This window comes from Saccharothrix sabaoui (genome assembly GCF_051756985.1).
Lineage (GTDB): Bacteria > Actinomycetota > Actinomycetes > Mycobacteriales > Pseudonocardiaceae > Actinosynnema.
The window spans coordinates 41762-57480 of record NZ_JBPKJK010000048.1 but is presented as its reverse complement, the minus strand read 5'-3'; the positions used below and the strand labels follow the sequence as shown (position 1 = coordinate 57480).

Genomic DNA, 15719 nt, shown 5'->3' with positions numbered 1-15719 from the left:
CCCCCCGGCGGTGTCACCCCTCGGTGCGGCCACCGCCCCGACGCGGTGGTGACGCACCACTTCCCCCCTCGCCACCGGCGGCTCCCCGATGCCCGCCCCGCCCCGAACGGCGCGGGCGTCCCGCTGGTGACACCCCTATAGACGCCCACTCGCCGCCCGGGTTGCACCCGAATCCGGATTTCCCCGATCGAGTGATCCCAGGCGGCTCGTGGAGCTTTCGGCGGCGCAGCCGAGCGCGGCAGGGCGGTCGAGCACGTGCAGAGCGGTCGAGCACGTGCGGGGAGAGGACCCCTCAGAGCTTCACGAGGGGCACGCCGCCGATGAGCATCAGCCGCACGGTGCCCGAGCCGCCGAAGTCGATCGTGGCGGTCGCCCGCGGCCCGGAGCCGTCCACGGCCACCACGCGCCCCAGCCCGTACTTGTCGTGGGTGACCCGGTCGCCCACGTCGAGCTTGATCGCGGGCGTGTCCTTCCACTGGTTGCCCGCCGGCGCGGGGCGCGACGAGGTCGACGACCGGCCCCACGACGTGGGCGCGGACGGCGCGGACCGCCGGGGCTCCACCCGCCGCCAGTCGACCAGGTCGGCCGGGATCTCGTCCAGGAACCGCGACGCGGGGTTCGCCGACGGCTGGCCCCACGCCGAGCGCACCAGCGCCCGCGACAGGTACAGCCGGTGCTGGGCCCGCGTGATGGCCACGTAGGCCAGCCGCCGCTCCTCGGACAGCTCCGCCGGGTCGCCCAGGGCCCGCATGTGCGGGAAGACGCCGTCCTCCCAGCCCGTGCAGAACACCACCGGGTACTCCAGGCCCTTCGCGGTGTGCACGGTCATCAGCGTGACCACGCCGTCGGACTCCGCGTCCGGCACCGAGTCGGCGTCGGCGACCAGCGACACCCGCTCCAGGAACGCGGCGAGCGAGCCCTCGGCGGGCAGCCCCTCGTCCTCCTCGGGGACCGGGACCGCCGTGCCCAGGTCGGTGAACTCGCGGGCCACCGTGACCAGCTCGTTCAGGTTCTCCACCCGGGTGTGGTCCTGCGGGTCGTCGCTGGCCTCCAGCTCGGCCCGGTAGGCGGTCTTCTCCAGCACCGCCTCCAGGACGTCGGCCACGTCGGCGCCGCGCTCGACCAGCACGCCCAGCTCGTCCATCATCTCGACGAACCCGGCGATGGCGTTGCGGGAGCGGGGGTTGAGCATCGGCACCTTGCCGACCACGGCGTCGCGCAGGGCCTGGGCGAACCCGACCCGCTCGCGCTCGGCGTAGGTCGACACGCACGCCTCGGCGCGGTCGCCGATGCCGCGCTTGGGCACGTTGAGGATGCGCCGCAGCGACACCGTGTCGTCCGGGTTGGACAGCGCCCGCAGGTATGCCAGGGCGTCCCGCACCTCGCGCCGCTCGTAGAACCGCACGCCGCCGACGACCCGGTAGGGCAGGCCGAGGCGGATGAAGATCTCCTCGAACACGCGCGACTGGTTGTTGGTGCGGTAGAACACGGCGATCTCGCCGTTGTTCGCCTCGCCGGAGTCGACCAGCCGGTCGATCTCGTTCGCGACGAACTGCGCCTCGTCGTGCTCGTTGTCCGCGACGTAGCCGACGATCTTCTCGCCGTCGCCCAGGTCGCTCCACAGCCGCTTGTCGCGCCGGTCCGGGTTGCGCGAGATGACCGCGTTGGCCGCGGACAGGATGGTCTGCGTGGACCGGTAGTTCTGCTCCAGCAGGATCGTGGTGGCCTGCGGGTAGTCCCGCTCGAACTCCACGATGTTGCGGATCGTCGCGCCGCGGAACGCGTAGATCGACTGGTCCGCGTCGCCCACGACGCACAGCTCGGCCGGCGGGACGCCGTCGGAGCCGGTGCCGACCAGCTCGCGGACCAGCGTGTACTGCGCGTGGTTGGTGTCCTGGTACTCGTCGACCAGCACGTGCTTGAACCGGCGGTGGTAGTGCTCGGCCACGTCCGGGTGGCCCTGGAGCAGCTCGACCGTCTTCATGATCAGGTCGTCGAAGTCGAGCGAGTTCGACTCGGTGAGCCGGCGCTGGTAGCTCTCGTAGACCTCGGCGACGCGGCGCTCCAGGTCGTTGGCCGCGCGGTCCTTGGCCGTGGCCGCGTCCACCAGCTCGTTCTTGAGGTTCGAGATGTGGACGGCGAGCGTGCGCGCCGGGTACCGCTTCGGGTCCAGGTCGAGGTCGCGGGCCACCAGGGTGATGAGGCGGCGCGTGTCGTCCGAGTCGTAGATCGAGAAGGTGGACGACATGCCCAGCACCTTGGCCTCGCGGCGCATGACCCGGACGCACATCGAGTGGAACGTGGACACCCACATCGAGCGGGCGCGCCCGCCGACCAGGTCGGCCACGCGCTCCTTCATCTCGGCGGCGGCCTTGTTGGTGAAGGTGATGGCCATGACCTCACCGGGGTGCACGTCGCGCTCGGACAGCAGGTACGCGATCCGGCGCGTGAGCACCCTCGTCTTGCCGGAACCCGCTCCGGCGACGACGAGCATCGGCGACCCGGCGTGCTCGACGGCCCGGCGCTGGGCCGGGTTGAGGTCGTCGAGCAGTCGAGCGGACCTGGGGGAGGGAGGACTTGCGGGCAAGTCGAACAAGGCGCTCATCGTCCGTCCACGTTACCGGGTGCCCCCGACAAGCCGGGGGCTGTGGCATAGTGGGGTTGTGCGCGCGACCCACTTCGAGTTTTTCTACGGGAACCGGACTCCGGCTCCCGTGGGACGCTAGCGCGCCAAGCCACCACGAAGCCCCGGAGTCCTCGGACCCCGGGGCTTTCGCCGCTTCCGGGACGGGGACTCCCCCGGAGTTCGAGAGGTCCTCACGATGAACAGCACCGACACCGCCCCCGCCGGCGCCAACCACGACGACGCCGACCAGGGCGACACCGACCACGACATCGACGCGCTGCGCCAGGAGATCGACCACTTGGACGCCGAGCTGCTGCGGCTGGTCAAGCGGCGGATCGAGGTCTCCAAGATCATCGGCGCGGCGCGGATGGCCGCCGGCGGCACGCGGATCGTGCACAACCGGGAGATCGACGTGCTCAACCGGTACCGGGAACTCGGCCCCGAGGGCCGCGACCTGGCCATGATCCTGCTCAAGCTGGGCCGCGGTCCGATGGGCCGCTAGTGCCCGCCCGGACGAACCCCCAGCCGGTGAGCGCGGCCCTGGCCCGCGCCAGGTCCGCGTCCACCAGCTGGGTGTCGTCCGGCACGTAGGCCAGCGGGTCCTCCAGCAGCTCCAGCCCCAGCAGGCCCTCCACGAGGGCGTGCAGGCACAGCGCGGCGTACCCGCGCAGGTAGCCGCCCTCCTGGGTGAGCACGGCGGGCGGGCCGAGGCCGGCCACCGCGCCGCCGATCCACCGGTAGCCGGCGGCGGTGAGGTTGTGCCTGCCGTTCGGGTCGAACGCCGAGCCGTCGAAGCCCGAGGCGCAGACCAGCAGGTCCGCGCCGTGCTCGGCGATCGCCGGGAACGCCACCTCCTCCAGCGCCCGCCGGTAGGCGTGGTCGCCCGCGCCCAGGGACAGCTCGACGTTGACGTTGCCCGGCCCGCTCTCCTCCGGCCCGCCGGTCTGCGCGTGGTTCGCCCCCCACGGGCCGTGCCGCATGTGCACGGAGACGGTGAGCACGTCCGGCTGGTCGCGGAACACCTCCTGGGTGCCGTTGCCGTGGTGGACGTCCCAGTCCAGGACGGCGACCCGGCGCCCGGCGCGGCGGGCCGTCTCGGCGACCAGCGCGGCGTTGTTGACCAGGCAGTACCCGTCCGCGAGGCCCGGCTGCGCGTGGTGGCCGGGCGGGCGGACCAGCGCGTAGGCCAGGCGCGTGCGGCCCGCGGCGACCGCCTCGTACGCGGTCAGCGCGGTGCCGGCGGCGGCCCGGACCGCGTCCCACGAGCCGGGGCCGACGACCGTGTTGACCTCGACGTTCGTCCGCCGCCGGCAGGCGTCGCGGAGGTCCGCGAGGTACTCGGGGGTGTGCACGCGGGCCAGCTCGTCGTCCGTCGCGAACCGGCCGGCCGACCACGTCAGGTGCTCCGCGACCGGGCCGTGCCGCAGGGCGTGCCGGAACGTGCGCAGCCGGGCGGCGCTCTCCGGGTGCGGTTCGGCGACGTCGAGCCAGTCCCACGAGCCCGGCAGCTCCCACAGGCCCGAGCCCGTGTCGTGCTCCAGGCAGGCGTCGTGCCAGAAGACCTCCACGACCGGTGGATATCAGGGCGATCACGGATGGTCCAGCGGGTTTGGCCGCGGGCACACTGTGCACATGGGAGTCATCGGTCTGATCACGGGCCTCGTCGCGATCCTGGGTGTGCTGGCCGCGCTGGCGCACGACGGGTACCTCGCGATGCTGGGCTCGGTCGCCAAGTCCAAGCGCGCCGCGGGCGCGCCCGTCGCGCAGTACGTCCGCAGCCGGTGGACCGTCGCCGGGGTGACCACGATCATCGCGCTGGTGGGCCTGCTCATCACGGCCGGCGAGGGTGTGTCCGGCGACGTCATCGGCGCGCTGATCGCGGGCGGCGCGGGGCTGGCCGCCACCAACGCGCTCCAGGGCACCCGGAAGCGGCTCAACAGCGGAAGCTGATCGATAAACCTCCAAAATTCACTCTTAAGTGTGGAGGTGGCCGTCACGGGGCCGGTCCGGGCGGCCCGGTGCCGACCCCGGACCTACGGTGAGGTCGATGCGGGGTTCACGACACCCACCCCCGGTGCCCCCGCAAGTCACTTGAGCCCACAGGTGAACCGCCCTTCCCGGGCCTCCGACCAGGGGGTGGGAGGGGTATGCGCGAACTATGGGCATCGGGGAACCGGGACGGTCGGGCAGGCACCGGGTCGAGGACGGGGCGGCGATCTGGCTGCCCGTGGGCGGCGAGCTGACGCGCACGTCCGCGCCGCCGGCCTCCCTGCCGGCGCAACGGGTGCGCGACCCGCTCGTCGACACCGACGCGGTGGGGTTGCGGAAGTTCAACATCGGGCTGGTGCCCGCCTCGGTGACGCCGCCGAGGACGTGGAAGCGGGCCGCGTGGTTCGCGGTGCTGTCCTCGGCGGGCGTGCTGGTGGGCCTGGCCATCGCCGCGGCGAAGCTGGTCGGGTCGGTCAACCCGGTGGAGCGCATCGGGATGCCCGGCTACCCGACCGACGTGCCGCTGCTGACCGGTTTCCCGAGCAGCTCCCCGTCGACGGCGGGCACGACGGCGGCCCCGGTCCCGCGCGACCAGCGCGCCCCCGCCGCCGGCCGGGCGGGTGAGGGCCTGCGCGCCGCCCAGGGCGACCGCTCCCCCGCCGGCGCGGGCGACCCGCCCGGCGGCTCGTCCGGGAGCCGCACCGCGACCGCGGTCGCCCCCGCCGCGCCCAGCGTCACGACCGTGCCCGGCGACTCGGCGCCGCTGGTCGACGCCGAGACCATCGCCGACCGCACGGAGCGGTTCTACGAGGAGGCGGTGCGCAACGCGGACACCGCCGCGGCGATGGTGTCGGAGGGGTTCCGGTCGACCGCGCGGGCGCTGGCCGCGGGGCGGTTCGCCGACGTGGCGCTGGTCGAGGTCGAGCGGATCAGCGTGGACCCGGCCCGGGGCGTCACGGTCAGCACCATCCGCGTGACGCGCGAGGACGGGACGACCAGCACCGAGCGGCGGGAGCTGGTGTTCACCACCGTCGGCGAGCTGCTGATCGACGCCGAGCGGCCCGCCGGGAGCGCCTAGCGGTCGTTCACGGACGCACAGCGGAACGCCGTTCCGTAGTGCTTCCCCCGATCGAGCGACAACTGTTGGCCACTCACCGCCACTAAAGGGTGAACTCATGCGCTGAACTGGCTTTCCGCTGGTCGGACGCGGTACGTGTCTTGCGTCGTCCAGCCGAGGAGTCGTCAGTGCAGCGCCCCACGACGAGCGGTCGCCGGCACAGCCGCGCGGGTTCGGTGTCCGTTGCCGAGCTCATCAGGAAGCAGCCGGCGCCGGTGCGCGTCCTTCCCCCCGGGCGGGCCGCGGCGCACGCCCCGGTGACCGGCCCGCTCGGCCCGGAGCCCGTCCCGCCGGCCCGCCCGGACCGGCGGGGCAGGCGGGCGCGGCTCGTCGGCGTGGCCGCCGGGGCGGCGCTGGTGCTGGCCTCCGCGACCGCCGCGTCGCTGCTGGCCGCGCACCGCGACCCCGGGCCGGGGGAACCGCGCGTCGAGGCGCCGGAGGCGATCAGCGGGGCGTCCGCGCTGCGCCCGGACGTGCTGGCGGACCGCCTGGGCGGCTTCACCGGCGACGACCCGGCCGACCAGCCGCCGCTCGCCGCGCCGCTCGCGGTCGACGTGCCGTCCCCGGTCGGGGAGGACGTGCGGGCCGTCCTGCCGATCGGGCCGAGGCCGCAGGTGGACACCGTGCGCCGGTTCTTCGAGCTGCTCCCCGCCCGGCCCGCCGACGCCTCCCGGCTGCTGTCGCCGGAGCTGCTGGGCGACGACGCCCGCGAGTTCGTGTCGGCGTGGCGCGGGGTGCAGGCGATCACGATCGAGTCGACCACCCTGCGCCCGGACGGCGCGGTCCTCGCCGTGGTGTCGATGCAGGAGCGCGGCGGCGGCTGGATGCGGGTCGAGCAGGTGTTCCGGCTGACCGACACGACGGTGCCGCGCATCCTCGACACGGAGGTCCTGTCCGCGCAGCGACATTGACGGTGAGTGACGATCCACCGCTGTCAGTTGACCGAATGTGCATGTCAACTGTGTTTATCAGCCAAACTTCCCCCAAAGGGGTTACGTACTCGGTCACGATTCGGTATCCATAGCCCGGTCAGCAGTGCAACGCACTCCACCGGGAGAGGTGTTCAAGCGGTGTCGAACGACGACAAACGCCGGCGGTTGGACGGTGATTCGACGGCGAAGCTGTCGGTCGCCGACCTGATCGCGCGGCGTGAGGCGGAGACGCAGCCGATCCCGAGGATCACCGACGCCGAGCCGGCGGGCGGGTCCGAGGAGACGGTGCGCTTCAAGCCCTCCGCGAACCTCTCCGGGCGCGAGCTGCACATCACCGAGCTGCTCAAGCGCGAGGGGCGCGCCGGCGAGGAGGAGCGCGGCGGCGGCGGGTTCTCCGTGCCGAAGATCGTCGCGATGGCCGGTGGCGGCGTGGTGCTCGCGGGCACCGTCGCGTTCACCGCCTCCAACCTGCTCTCGTCGCCCGACGAGCGACCGCTGGCGGAGGTGCGCTTCGACGCCCGCCCGGCCGCGCGGGCCACGAACACCCTCACCAAGGACCTCGGGGCCGCGGCGGCCAAGCAGCAGGAGACGCAGCAGGCGCAGGTCGAGACCACGACCGCCGCGCCGGAGCCGACGACCACCCAGCGGCAGCAGCGCACCCAGCAGCAGCAGGCGCCGCGCCAGCAGCCGGTGACCACGACGCCGCAGGCCCCGGCGACCACGACGCCGGCGCCGACCACCGCCACCGAGCAGACCACGCCGCCGCCGCCGACCACCGGCACGACGACGCCCGCGCCGCCGAGCGGCAGCACCCCGCCGTCCTCGTCCTCCACCGCGCCGCCGCCCGCCTCGGACGCGAGCACCCCGCCGTCCTCCTCGACCCCGCCGTCCTCCAGCGCCCCCTCCCCCGGCGCCCCCTCCTCCAGCGCGCCGTCCGCCGGTGTCGGGATCGGCCTGGACCTGGGCGCCGTGCTCGACCCGCTCGGCGGCTTCGACTTCTTCGCCCCGGCGAGCTGATCGCAGCACCCACCACACCACCCGCCGACCCGGGACACCCGGGTCGGCCGTTCGGCGTGCGCGTGACGGGCGTCGCCCCGCCCGTTGGGCCGTTCGGCCCCAATGTGCGCGTTCTTCACGCGAACGGCTGCCGTCCCGGGCCCGCGTCCGGTATCCCTTCCCGGTCGCCCCTCCCCCGGCGCCGCCCCGGCACGGGTGACCCGCACAACGGTGCGAAAGCGGCCGCCACCACCGAGGTAGGCTCTGCGGGCGAGCGGTGGCCTAGCCTGTTCCGCGCACCGACCCGCACGACGAGGAGCCCGAGCGTGAGACCAGCTGCCCTTGCCGCGGTCACGCAGCGCCCCAGCGAGGTGGTCCGGTGAGCAACGACGGTCGCGTGATCGCGGACCGCTACCGTTTCCTGGACAGGATCGGCAGCGGCGCGATGGGCGTCGTGTGGCGTGCCCAGGACGAGCGGCTCGGCCGCGTCGTCGCGGTCAAGCAGCTGCTGCTCCAGCCCAGCCTGGAGGCGCGCGAGAAGGACGAGGCCATCCAGCGCGCCATGCGCGAGGGCCGCATCGCCGCGAAGCTGCACCACCCCAACGCCATCGCCGTCTACGACGTGGTGGAGGAGGACGGCGCTCCGTGCCTGGTCATGGAGTACCTGCCGTCCTACAGCCTCGCCGACACGATGTCCGAGCACGGTCCGCTGGACCCGCTGGAGGTCGCGCAGATCGGCATGCAGGCCGCCTCCGCGCTGGCCGCCGCCCACGCCGCCGGGATCGTGCACCGCGACGTGAAGCCCGGCAACGTGCTGCTCGCCGACAACGGCCTGGTCAAGATCACCGACTTCGGCATCTCCCGGGCCAGCGACGACGTCACGGTCACCAAGACCGGCCTGATCGCGGGCACCCCCGCCTACCTGGCGCCGGAGATCGCGCGCGGCCAGGACCCGACGCCCGCCTCGGACGTGTTCTCGCTCGGCTCGACGCTGTACGCGGCGGTCGAGGGCGAGCCGCCGTTCGGGTTGTCGGAGAACACCCTGGGCGTGCTGCACGCGGTCGCCGCGGGCCGGATCAACCCGCCGACGGTCGACCACCCGCTGACCGACGTGCTGCTGCGGTTCCTCAACTACGACCCCGCGGACCGGCCGACCATGGCCCAGGCCCGGGACCTGCTCAACGCGGTCGCGCACGGCCGCAACCCGAGCCTGACAGGGCTGGCCCCGGCCACCTCCATCGGCCTGGCGCCGCTGGGCGCGGGCGCGACGACCGTGCTGGACGCCGACCGCACCCGCGTGGTGCGCCCCGGCCCGCGCACGGTCGGCCCCCGGACGACGGGCTCCATCCCGCCGGTGGCCCCGCCGCGGTCGAACAACAACCGGGCGCTGGCGATCGCCGCGGTCGTGCTGGGCGCCGTCCTGCTGATCGGTTTCCTGCTGGTCGCGCTCGACGTGTTCGACAAGGCCCCGGCCACCCCGCCGGCGGGCGGCTCCAGCTCGTCCACGCCCGCGCCGACGACCACCACGACGCCGTCGCAGGTGGTGACGACGACCCAGGAGGTGGTCCCCACGACCACGATCCCGGAGCCGACGACCACCACGACGCAGGAGCCGACGACCACCACCACGACGACCACCACGACCACGAAGCCGCCGGTGTCGACGCCGGCGGCGACCACGACGACCACCACGACGACGACGACCACGACGACTGCCGTCCAGGAGCAGCCGTGAACCTCGTATGGTGTGCGTCGAACCCAATCGGGTGATGCACCGTTCTTGTCCTAGTGGCGTCCGGTCGTTCGCCACAGAAGTCCTAGCACTTACTGGGAGCACGCCGTGACCGACGATGGCCGCCTGGTTGCCGGCCGCTACCGACTGGGCCAGCGGATCGGCAGCGGTGCGATGGGCATCGTCTGGCAGGCGCACGACGAGCGCCTGCACCGCACCGTGGCCGTGAAGCAGCTGCTGCTCCAACCGGGGCTGGCGGAAGCCGACACCGACGAGGCGAAGCGCCGCGCGATGCGCGAGGGCCGGATCGCGGCCCGCCTCCAGCACCCGCACGCCATCGCGGTGTACGACGTGGCGGAGGACGACGGCCAGCCGTGGCTGGTGATGGAGTACCTGCCGTCCAAGAGCCTGTCCACGGCGCTGTCGGAGCGCGGCACGCTGCCGCCCCGCGACGTGGCCTCCATCGGGCAGCAGGTGGCGTCGGCGCTCGCCGCCGCGCACAACGCGGGCATCGTGCACCGCGACATCAAGCCCGGCAACATCCTCCTCGGCAACGAGGGCACGGTGAAGATCACCGACTTCGGCATCTCCCGGGCCACCGGCGACGTCACGGTCACCGCGACCGGCATGCTCGCCGGCACCCCGGCGTACCTCGCGCCCGAGGTGGCCAAGGGCTACGACCCGGGCCCGCCGTCGGACGTGTTCTCGCTGGGCTCGACGCTGTACGCGGCGATCGAGGGCATGCCGCCGTTCGGCCTGAACGAGAACACCATCGCGCTGCTGCACCAGGTGGCGTCGGGCAAGGTCGTGCCGCCGAAGCAGGCCGGTCCGCTGACGGCGCTGCTGATGCGCCTGCTGCGCGCCGAGCCGGAGGACCGGCCGACGATGGCCGAGGCGCGCGAGGCGCTGGCGGCGGTGGCCGCGGGCCGGTCGGCCCCGGAGTTCCCGGTGCCGATGCCGCAGAGCCACCCGCCGTCGTGGCAGGGCGCGCCCGTGCAGGCGCCGGCCACGGCGACCCGTGCGATGACGCCCGCGTCCGGCGTCCCCCAGGGCCGCCAGGGCTCGCCCGCAGCGACGCGGGTGGCCGCCCCGGTCGCGCCGCAGCCCGCGCACCAGCCCCGGCCCGCGGCGTACGTCCCGCCGCCGGACCGCCAACGCGGCGCGTCGAGACCGGTCGGTCGCGGCGGCCCGCTCAAGGGCAAGCGCTCCGCCGTGATCACCGCGCTCGCCATCGCGGGCGCGGCCACCGCGGGCATCCTGCTGGCCAGCCTGATGTCCGACAGCGGTGGTCAGCCGAACGACCAGGCGGGGCCGGGCACCTCGACCACCGCGCCCGCCGCGGGCGGCGAGCCGTCCACGACGTCGACGCGGAAGGTGGTGGCCCCGCCCGCCACCTACACCAGCGCGCCGACCCAGCAGGACCAGGAGCGGACGGTCCGCGAGTACTACGAGCTGCTGCCGGTCGACCTGGACGCGAGCTGGGGCCGCCTGGCCCAGCCCATGCGGGACGCCAAGGGCGGGTTCGAGCAGTACAAGTCCTGGTGGAACCAGTTCGAGACGGTCGAGCTGACCGGTGTGACGAGGAACTCCGACTTCGCCTACGAGGTCGAGCTGACCTTCACCACGAAGAGCGGGTCGAAGGTCGTGGAGCGCAAGCTGATCGTGCTCCAGTGGGCGCAGCAGAGCCTGTTCATCTCCAACGAGCAGGACCTCGGCCGCCCGTAGGCGACCCCCGGGCGGCGACGCCCGGGAGGCTCAGGCGGCGGCCTCCGCCAGCGCCGCCAGCAGGCTGGCCACGGCGGGCGAGCCGGCGGCGTCCTCCCGCACGGCCGCGCAGATGGTCCTGGTCGGCTCGGGGCGGCGCAGCCTGCGCACCACCACGCCGGGGTGCACGACGCCCAGGCTGAGCTTGGGCACGACGGTCACGCCGAGCCCGGCCGCGATGAAGCCCTGCGCGGTCGGGTAGTCGTCGGCCTCCACCACGACGTTGGGCGCGAAGCCCGCCCCCGCGCACGCGTCGAGCACGATGTCGCGGCACGGCCCGGGCGGCACGACGGCGTCCACCCACTGCTCCCCGGCCAGGTCGGCGAGGTCGAGCACGCGCTTGCGGGCCAGTTCGTGCCCGCGCGGCAGCACGGCCAGGTACGGGTCGTCGAGCAGGTGCACGAGGTGCACGCCGCGCGGCGGCCCGCCGGCCGCGTGGTGCACGACGACGGCCACGTCGGCGCGCCCGGCACCCACCTCGACCACCGGGTCGTCCGGTTCGGTGAGCTTCAGGTCGAGCCGCACGTCCGGGTGGGCGGTCCGGAACGCGGCCACGGCGGGCGGCACGAGCGCCGCGCCCGCGGTGGCGAAGTACCGGACGCGCAGCAGCCCGGTGCGGCCCTCGCGCAGGTCGGCCAGCGCCGCCTCGGCCTCGACGAGCCGGTCGGTGATGTGGGCGGCGTGCTCGGTGAGCACCCGGCCCGCCTGGGTGGGCCGCACGCCGCGCCCCACGCGGTCCAGCAGCGGCAGCCCCGCCTGCCGCTCCAGGGCCGCCACCTGCTGGCTGACGGCCGAGGGCGTGTACCCGAGGTTCGCCGCCGCGGCGGTGATGGAACCGGTGGAGACCACGGCCCGGAGCACCTGCATCCGTCGCACGTCCAACATGACGTGATCGTACATTTCTGCTTAAAGGTCGTGCAGTTCTATTAACTTGTCCTTACGTTCCGAATGGCCCAGTGTAGGGCCGTGAACAGTCCTGCCACGCTGATCAGGATGGGTGTCCTGGCCCTCCTGTGGGGTTCCAGCTTCCTGTGGATCAAGATCGCCCTCACCGGCCTGTCGCCGGTCCAGATCGCCCTGGCGCGCACGGTCCTGGGCGCGGCCGTGCTCGTGGTGCTGCTCCGGGCGGGCGGGCAGCGCCTGCCGCGCGACCGCGCCGTGTGGGGCCACCTGGCCCTCGCCGCGGTGTTCGGCAACGTCATCCCGTTCGTGCTCTTCGCGGTGGGCGAGCAGACGGTGGACTCCGGCGTGGCCGGCGTGCTCAACGCCACCACGCCGCTGTGGGCGCTGGCGATCGGCCTGGTGCTGGGTTCCGAGCGGAACGGCGGCGCGGCGCGGGTCACGGGCCTCGCGCTCGGCTTCGCGGGCACCCTGCTCATCTTCGCGCCGTGGGAGAGGTCCGGGCTGGCGAGCTGGGGCGCGCTGGCGTGCCTGCTGGCCGCGGCGTCCTACGCGCTCTGCTACGCCTACGTGGGCCGCACGGTGGCCGGGCGCGGCCCCACGCCCCTCCAGCTCTCCGCCACGCAGCTGGTGGCCGCCTCGGGCCTCACGGCGCTCGTCGTGCCCGTGGGCGGCCTCCAACCGGTGCACCTCGACTGGCGCCCGCTGGCGGCCGTGGCCTTCCTCGGCGTGTTCGGCACCGGCGTGGCGTTCGCGCTCAACTACCGGCTCATCCAGGACGTGGGCGCGACCGACGCCACGACGGTCAGCTACCTGCTGCCGGTGGTGTCCGTCCTGCTCGGCGCCGCGTTCCTCGGCGAGCCCCTCGACGCGCGCGTCGTGGTCGGCACGGTGGTCGTCCTGGCGGGGGTCGCGCTGACCCGGAAGCGGCCCGCCGCGGTGCCCGCCGAGCCGGCGCGGGAGTTGGCGACTACGCTCAAGTGACCTGCGATAACACTGGGTTACCCGCCGGTATGGGCCAGTTGAGACACCCGTCCTGGGCAAACGGGTGGACTTGAGACCCAGGTCTCCCCCGATCGCGTGGTGTTCAGGCGAACCACGTCCCGATTCGCCCCCTCGGACGTCTCTTCACATGAAAGGGACGCACACCGGAGGGAACCCCCGAGTCATGAGCACCGAGAGCATCACCACCACGACGACGTTCCACCTCCTCGTCCCGGGGATCGCCCCGGCACCGGTGGAGGCCGAGCTGCACTACGAACCGGAGGACCCGTACGCGGTCGCCGTCCTGTTCCACACCGGGCAGGGCAAGGTCGAGTGGATCTTCGCCCGGGACCTGCTGGCCGACGGCCTGCTGACCCCGTCCGGCGAGGGCGACATCCTGGTCCGCCCGGCCGCCGACGACCCGGAGCGGGTCCTGCTGGAGCTGAACGCGCCGACGGGCTTCGCGATCCTGTCCGCCGAGGCCGAGCACATCGCCGAGTTCCTGGACCTCACCTACGACGTGGTGCAGCCCGGCGAGGAGGACCTGTGGATCGACTTCGACCGCGAATTGGCCAAGCTGGTCTCGACCAACTGACCCCGTCGCCTACCCTCGTAACCCGTGACGGGGTCCGGGGGGACGGTAGGCGGCGGTCGGTACGCGCTGGTCGAGCGGATCGGCAGCGGCGCCATGGGCGTCGTCTGGCGGGCGCACGACGAGCTGCTGGACCGCGAGGTGGCCGTGAAGCAGCTCCGGATGCCCGACCTGACGGCCGAGGAGGCCGAGGTCGCCAGGGCGCGGGCGATGCGCGAGGCGCGCAACGCGGCCCGGCTGCACCACCCCAATGCGGTCGCGGTCTTCGACGTGGTGGTCGAGGACGACCGGCCATGGCTGGTCATGGAGCACCTGCCCTCCCGCAGCCTCGCCGGGCTGCTGGCGGAGGACGGTCCCCTGGACCCGCCCGAGGTGGCCAGGATCGGCGGTCAGGTCGCCGCCGCGCTCGCCGCCGCGCACGCGGCGGGCATCGTGCACCGGGACGTGAAACCCTCCAACGTCCTCATCGGGCACGACGGCACGGTGAAGCTCACCGATTTCGGCATCTCCCGCGCCGCGGGCGACGGCACGCTGACCGACAGCGGCATGATCACCGGCACCCCGGCGTACCTGGCGCCCGAGGTGGCGCGCGGCGAGCAGCCGGGCATGGCCTCCGACGTCTTCTCCCTCGGCGCGACCCTGTACGCGGCGACCGAGGGCAAGTCACCCTACGGCGCCTCCGAGAACAGCTTCGGCCTGCTCTACCGGGCCGCCGCGGGCCGGATCGAGCCGCCGACCCGGTCGGGCGAGCTGACGGACCTGGTCACGCGCGTGCTGTCCGCGTCCCCGGAGGACCGGCCCACCGCGGCCGAGGTGGTGGACCTGCTGGCCGCGCACGGACCCCCGACCGCGCCGATGACCGCGCCGCCCGCGGCGGAACCCGGTCGGACCCGCCGCCCGCGCCGGCTGGCCGCCGCGGTCGTGGCCGCCGTGGTGGCCGTGCTGCTGGGCGGGGGCACGCTGGCGGCCGTGCGGTACTGGCCGGACCGCGCCGGGCCCCCCGCGGACGACCGCGCCGCGCCGTCGCCCGCGCCCGCCCGGGAGTCGGCCCCGCCCGCCCCCACCGCGGACGACGCGGTGGCCCTGGTGCGCGACCACTACCGGGCGCTGCCCGAGGACACGACCACGGCCTACCAGAACCTGGCGCTGTCGTTCCGGCAGCCGTTCGAGCAGTACCAGCGGTTCTGGGGGCAGTACGAGGACGTGCTGACCGACGACCCCCGGGTCGTGCGGCACGAGGGCGACGCCTACGCGGTGCGGGTCCTGGTGACGTTCGTGTCCGGCGGCACCAGCTCGTCCCTGCCCTACGAACTGGACGTGCGGCCGGCCGAGGGCAGGCTGCGGATCGCCTCGGCGGAGCAGCTGGAGTAGCCCCGCCGCGCCCCCGTCGGACCGGGCGCCCCGTCAGACCGGGCGCCCCCGTCAGACCAGGCGGCGGTCCGACGCCCAGCGCGACAGTTCGTACCGGTTGGACAGCTGCGTCTTGCGCAGCACGCTCGACACGTGCGTCTCGACCGTCTTCACCGAGATGAACAGCTCCGAGGCGATCTCCTTGTACGCGTAGCCGCGCGCCAGCAGCCGCAGCACGTCCCGCTCGCGCGGGGTCAGCAGGTCCAGCTCCGGGTCGCTGATCGGGGCCGCGCCCGGCCGGTCGGCGAACGCGTCCAGCACGAACCCGGCCAGCCGCGGGCTGAACACCGCGTCGCCCTCCGCGACCCGCACGACCGCGCGCACCAGCTCCTGGCTGGAGATCGTCTTCGTCACGTACCCGCGCGCGCCGGCGCGGATGACCGCGATGACGTCCTCGGCCGCGTCGGACACCGACAGCGCCAGGAACACCACCTCGGGCAGCGCCGTGCGGACCTGCCGCAGCACCTCCGCGCCGCCGCCGTCCGGCATGTGCACGTCGAGCAGCACCACGTCGGGCCGGTGGTGGCCGATGCCGACGACCGCCTCCCCGACGGAGCCCGCCTCGCCGACCACCTCGACCTCGTCGGTGATCGAGTCCAGCTCGGCCCGCACACCCGCGCGGAACAGCGCGTGGTCGTCCACCAGGAACACCCGTACCGCCACGGTCCGGCCCCCGT

14 protein-coding genes are annotated in these 15719 nt (G+C 73.9%); 10 read left to right on the top strand and 4 right to left on the bottom strand.

What is annotated here, in order from left to right:
* Positions 1–292 precede the first annotated feature (292 nt).
* Positions 293–2605, bottom strand: coding sequence for a DNA helicase PcrA (gene pcrA / locus ACR807_RS17335; RefSeq protein ID WP_438922359.1), 2313 nt, complete (start codon positions 2603–2605; stop codon positions 293–295).
* A 217-nt stretch (positions 2606–2822) separates the two neighbouring features.
* On the opposite strand from pcrA, the gene ACR807_RS17330 reads away from it, so the two are divergent.
* The gene (locus tag ACR807_RS17330) at positions 2823–3128 is read left to right on the top strand and encodes a chorismate mutase (RefSeq protein ID WP_438922358.1); all 306 of its coding nucleotides are present in this window, start codon (positions 2823–2825) and stop codon (positions 3126–3128) included.
* Here the strand turns inward: ACR807_RS17330 and ACR807_RS17325 are convergent.
* On the bottom strand, positions 3097–4194 hold the full coding sequence (locus ACR807_RS17325; RefSeq protein ID WP_438922357.1) for an arginase family protein: 1098 nt from the start codon (positions 4192–4194) through the stop codon (positions 3097–3099). The genes ACR807_RS17330 and ACR807_RS17325 overlap by 32 nt on opposite strands.
* Positions 4195–4258: 64 nt before the next feature.
* Between ACR807_RS17325 and ACR807_RS17320 the strand changes: the two genes are divergently transcribed.
* From ACR807_RS17320 to ACR807_RS17295, 6 genes are all read left to right on the top strand, one after another.
* Positions 4259–4576: a hypothetical protein gene (locus ACR807_RS17320; protein WP_438922356.1), complete on the top strand. Its 318-nt coding sequence runs from the start codon at positions 4259–4261 to the stop codon at positions 4574–4576.
* Between the two features lie 208 nt (positions 4577–4784).
* Entirely contained in the window at positions 4785–5693 is a 909-nt protein-coding gene (locus tag ACR807_RS17315; protein WP_438922355.1) for a hypothetical protein, read from the top strand.
* 254 nt (positions 5694–5947) lie between these two features.
* Positions 5948–6643 carry a hypothetical protein gene (locus ACR807_RS17310; RefSeq protein ID WP_438922354.1) on the top strand — a complete coding sequence of 232 codons (696 nt, stop codon included), beginning with the start codon at positions 5948–5950 and terminating at the stop codon, positions 6641–6643.
* Positions 6644–6802: 159 nt separating this feature from the next.
* The gene (locus tag ACR807_RS17305; RefSeq protein ID WP_438922353.1) at positions 6803–7681 is read left to right on the top strand and encodes a hypothetical protein; all 879 of its coding nucleotides are present in this window, start codon (positions 6803–6805) and stop codon (positions 7679–7681) included.
* Between the two features lie 358 nt (positions 7682–8039).
* On the top strand, positions 8040–9395 hold the full coding sequence (locus ACR807_RS17300) for a serine/threonine-protein kinase (protein ID WP_438922352.1): 1356 nt from the start codon (positions 8040–8042) through the stop codon (positions 9393–9395).
* Positions 9396–9500: 105 nt separating this feature from the next.
* The gene (locus ACR807_RS17295; protein WP_438922351.1) at positions 9501–11117 is read left to right on the top strand and encodes a serine/threonine-protein kinase; all 1617 of its coding nucleotides are present in this window, start codon (positions 9501–9503) and stop codon (positions 11115–11117) included.
* A gap of 30 nt (positions 11118–11147) precedes the next feature.
* Here the strand turns inward: ACR807_RS17295 and ACR807_RS17290 are convergent, their stop codons facing one another.
* The gene (locus tag ACR807_RS17290; RefSeq protein WP_438922350.1) at positions 11148–12041 is read right to left on the bottom strand and encodes a LysR family transcriptional regulator; all 894 of its coding nucleotides are present in this window, start codon (positions 12039–12041) and stop codon (positions 11148–11150) included.
* Positions 12042–12104: 63 nt separating this feature from the next.
* Between ACR807_RS17290 and ACR807_RS17285 the strand changes: the two genes are divergently transcribed.
* The 3 genes from ACR807_RS17285 (at position 12105) to ACR807_RS17275 (ending at position 15003) form a co-directional block, all read left to right on the top strand.
* Positions 12105–13040 (top strand): DMT family transporter, encoded by a 936-nt coding sequence (locus tag ACR807_RS17285; RefSeq protein ID WP_438922349.1) that lies wholly within the window; start codon positions 12105–12107, stop codon positions 13038–13040.
* A gap of 184 nt (positions 13041–13224) precedes the next feature.
* Complete coding sequence (locus ACR807_RS17280; protein WP_438922348.1) at positions 13225–13635, top strand: SsgA family sporulation/cell division regulator; 411 nt, start codon at positions 13225–13227, stop codon at positions 13633–13635.
* 24 nt (positions 13636–13659) lie between these two features.
* Positions 13660–15003, top strand: coding sequence for a serine/threonine-protein kinase (locus ACR807_RS17275; RefSeq protein ID WP_438922347.1), 1344 nt, complete (start codon positions 13660–13662; stop codon positions 15001–15003).
* A 51-nt stretch (positions 15004–15054) separates the two neighbouring features.
* Here the strand turns inward: ACR807_RS17275 and ACR807_RS17270 are convergent, their stop codons facing one another.
* The gene (locus ACR807_RS17270) at positions 15055–15705 is read right to left on the bottom strand and encodes a response regulator (RefSeq protein WP_306743570.1); all 651 of its coding nucleotides are present in this window, start codon (positions 15703–15705) and stop codon (positions 15055–15057) included.
* Positions 15706–15719 lie beyond the last annotated feature (14 nt).

Excerpts from the sequence above, each read along its gene's own strand:
- ACR807_RS17290 (WP_438922350.1), bottom strand. The coding sequence starts at position 12,041 with ATGTTGGACGTGCGACGGATGCAGGTGCTCCGGGCCGTGGTCTCCACC.
- ACR807_RS17320 (WP_438922356.1), top strand. The coding sequence starts at position 4,259 with ATGGGAGTCATCGGTCTGATCACGGGCCTCGTCGCGATCCTGGGTGTG.
- ACR807_RS17330 (WP_438922358.1), top strand. The coding sequence starts at position 2,823 with ATGAACAGCACCGACACCGCCCCCGCCGGCGCCAACCACGACGACGCC.
- ACR807_RS17315 (WP_438922355.1), top strand. The coding sequence starts at position 4,785 with ATGGGCATCGGGGAACCGGGACGGTCGGGCAGGCACCGGGTCGAGGAC.
- ACR807_RS17285 (WP_438922349.1), top strand. The coding sequence starts at position 12,105 with ATGGCCCAGTGTAGGGCCGTGAACAGTCCTGCCACGCTGATCAGGATG.
- ACR807_RS17280 (WP_438922348.1), top strand. The coding sequence starts at position 13,225 with ATGAGCACCGAGAGCATCACCACCACGACGACGTTCCACCTCCTCGTC.
- pcrA (WP_438922359.1), bottom strand. The coding sequence starts at position 2,605 with ATGAGCGCCTTGTTCGACTTGCCCGCAAGTCCTCCCTCCCCCAGGTCC.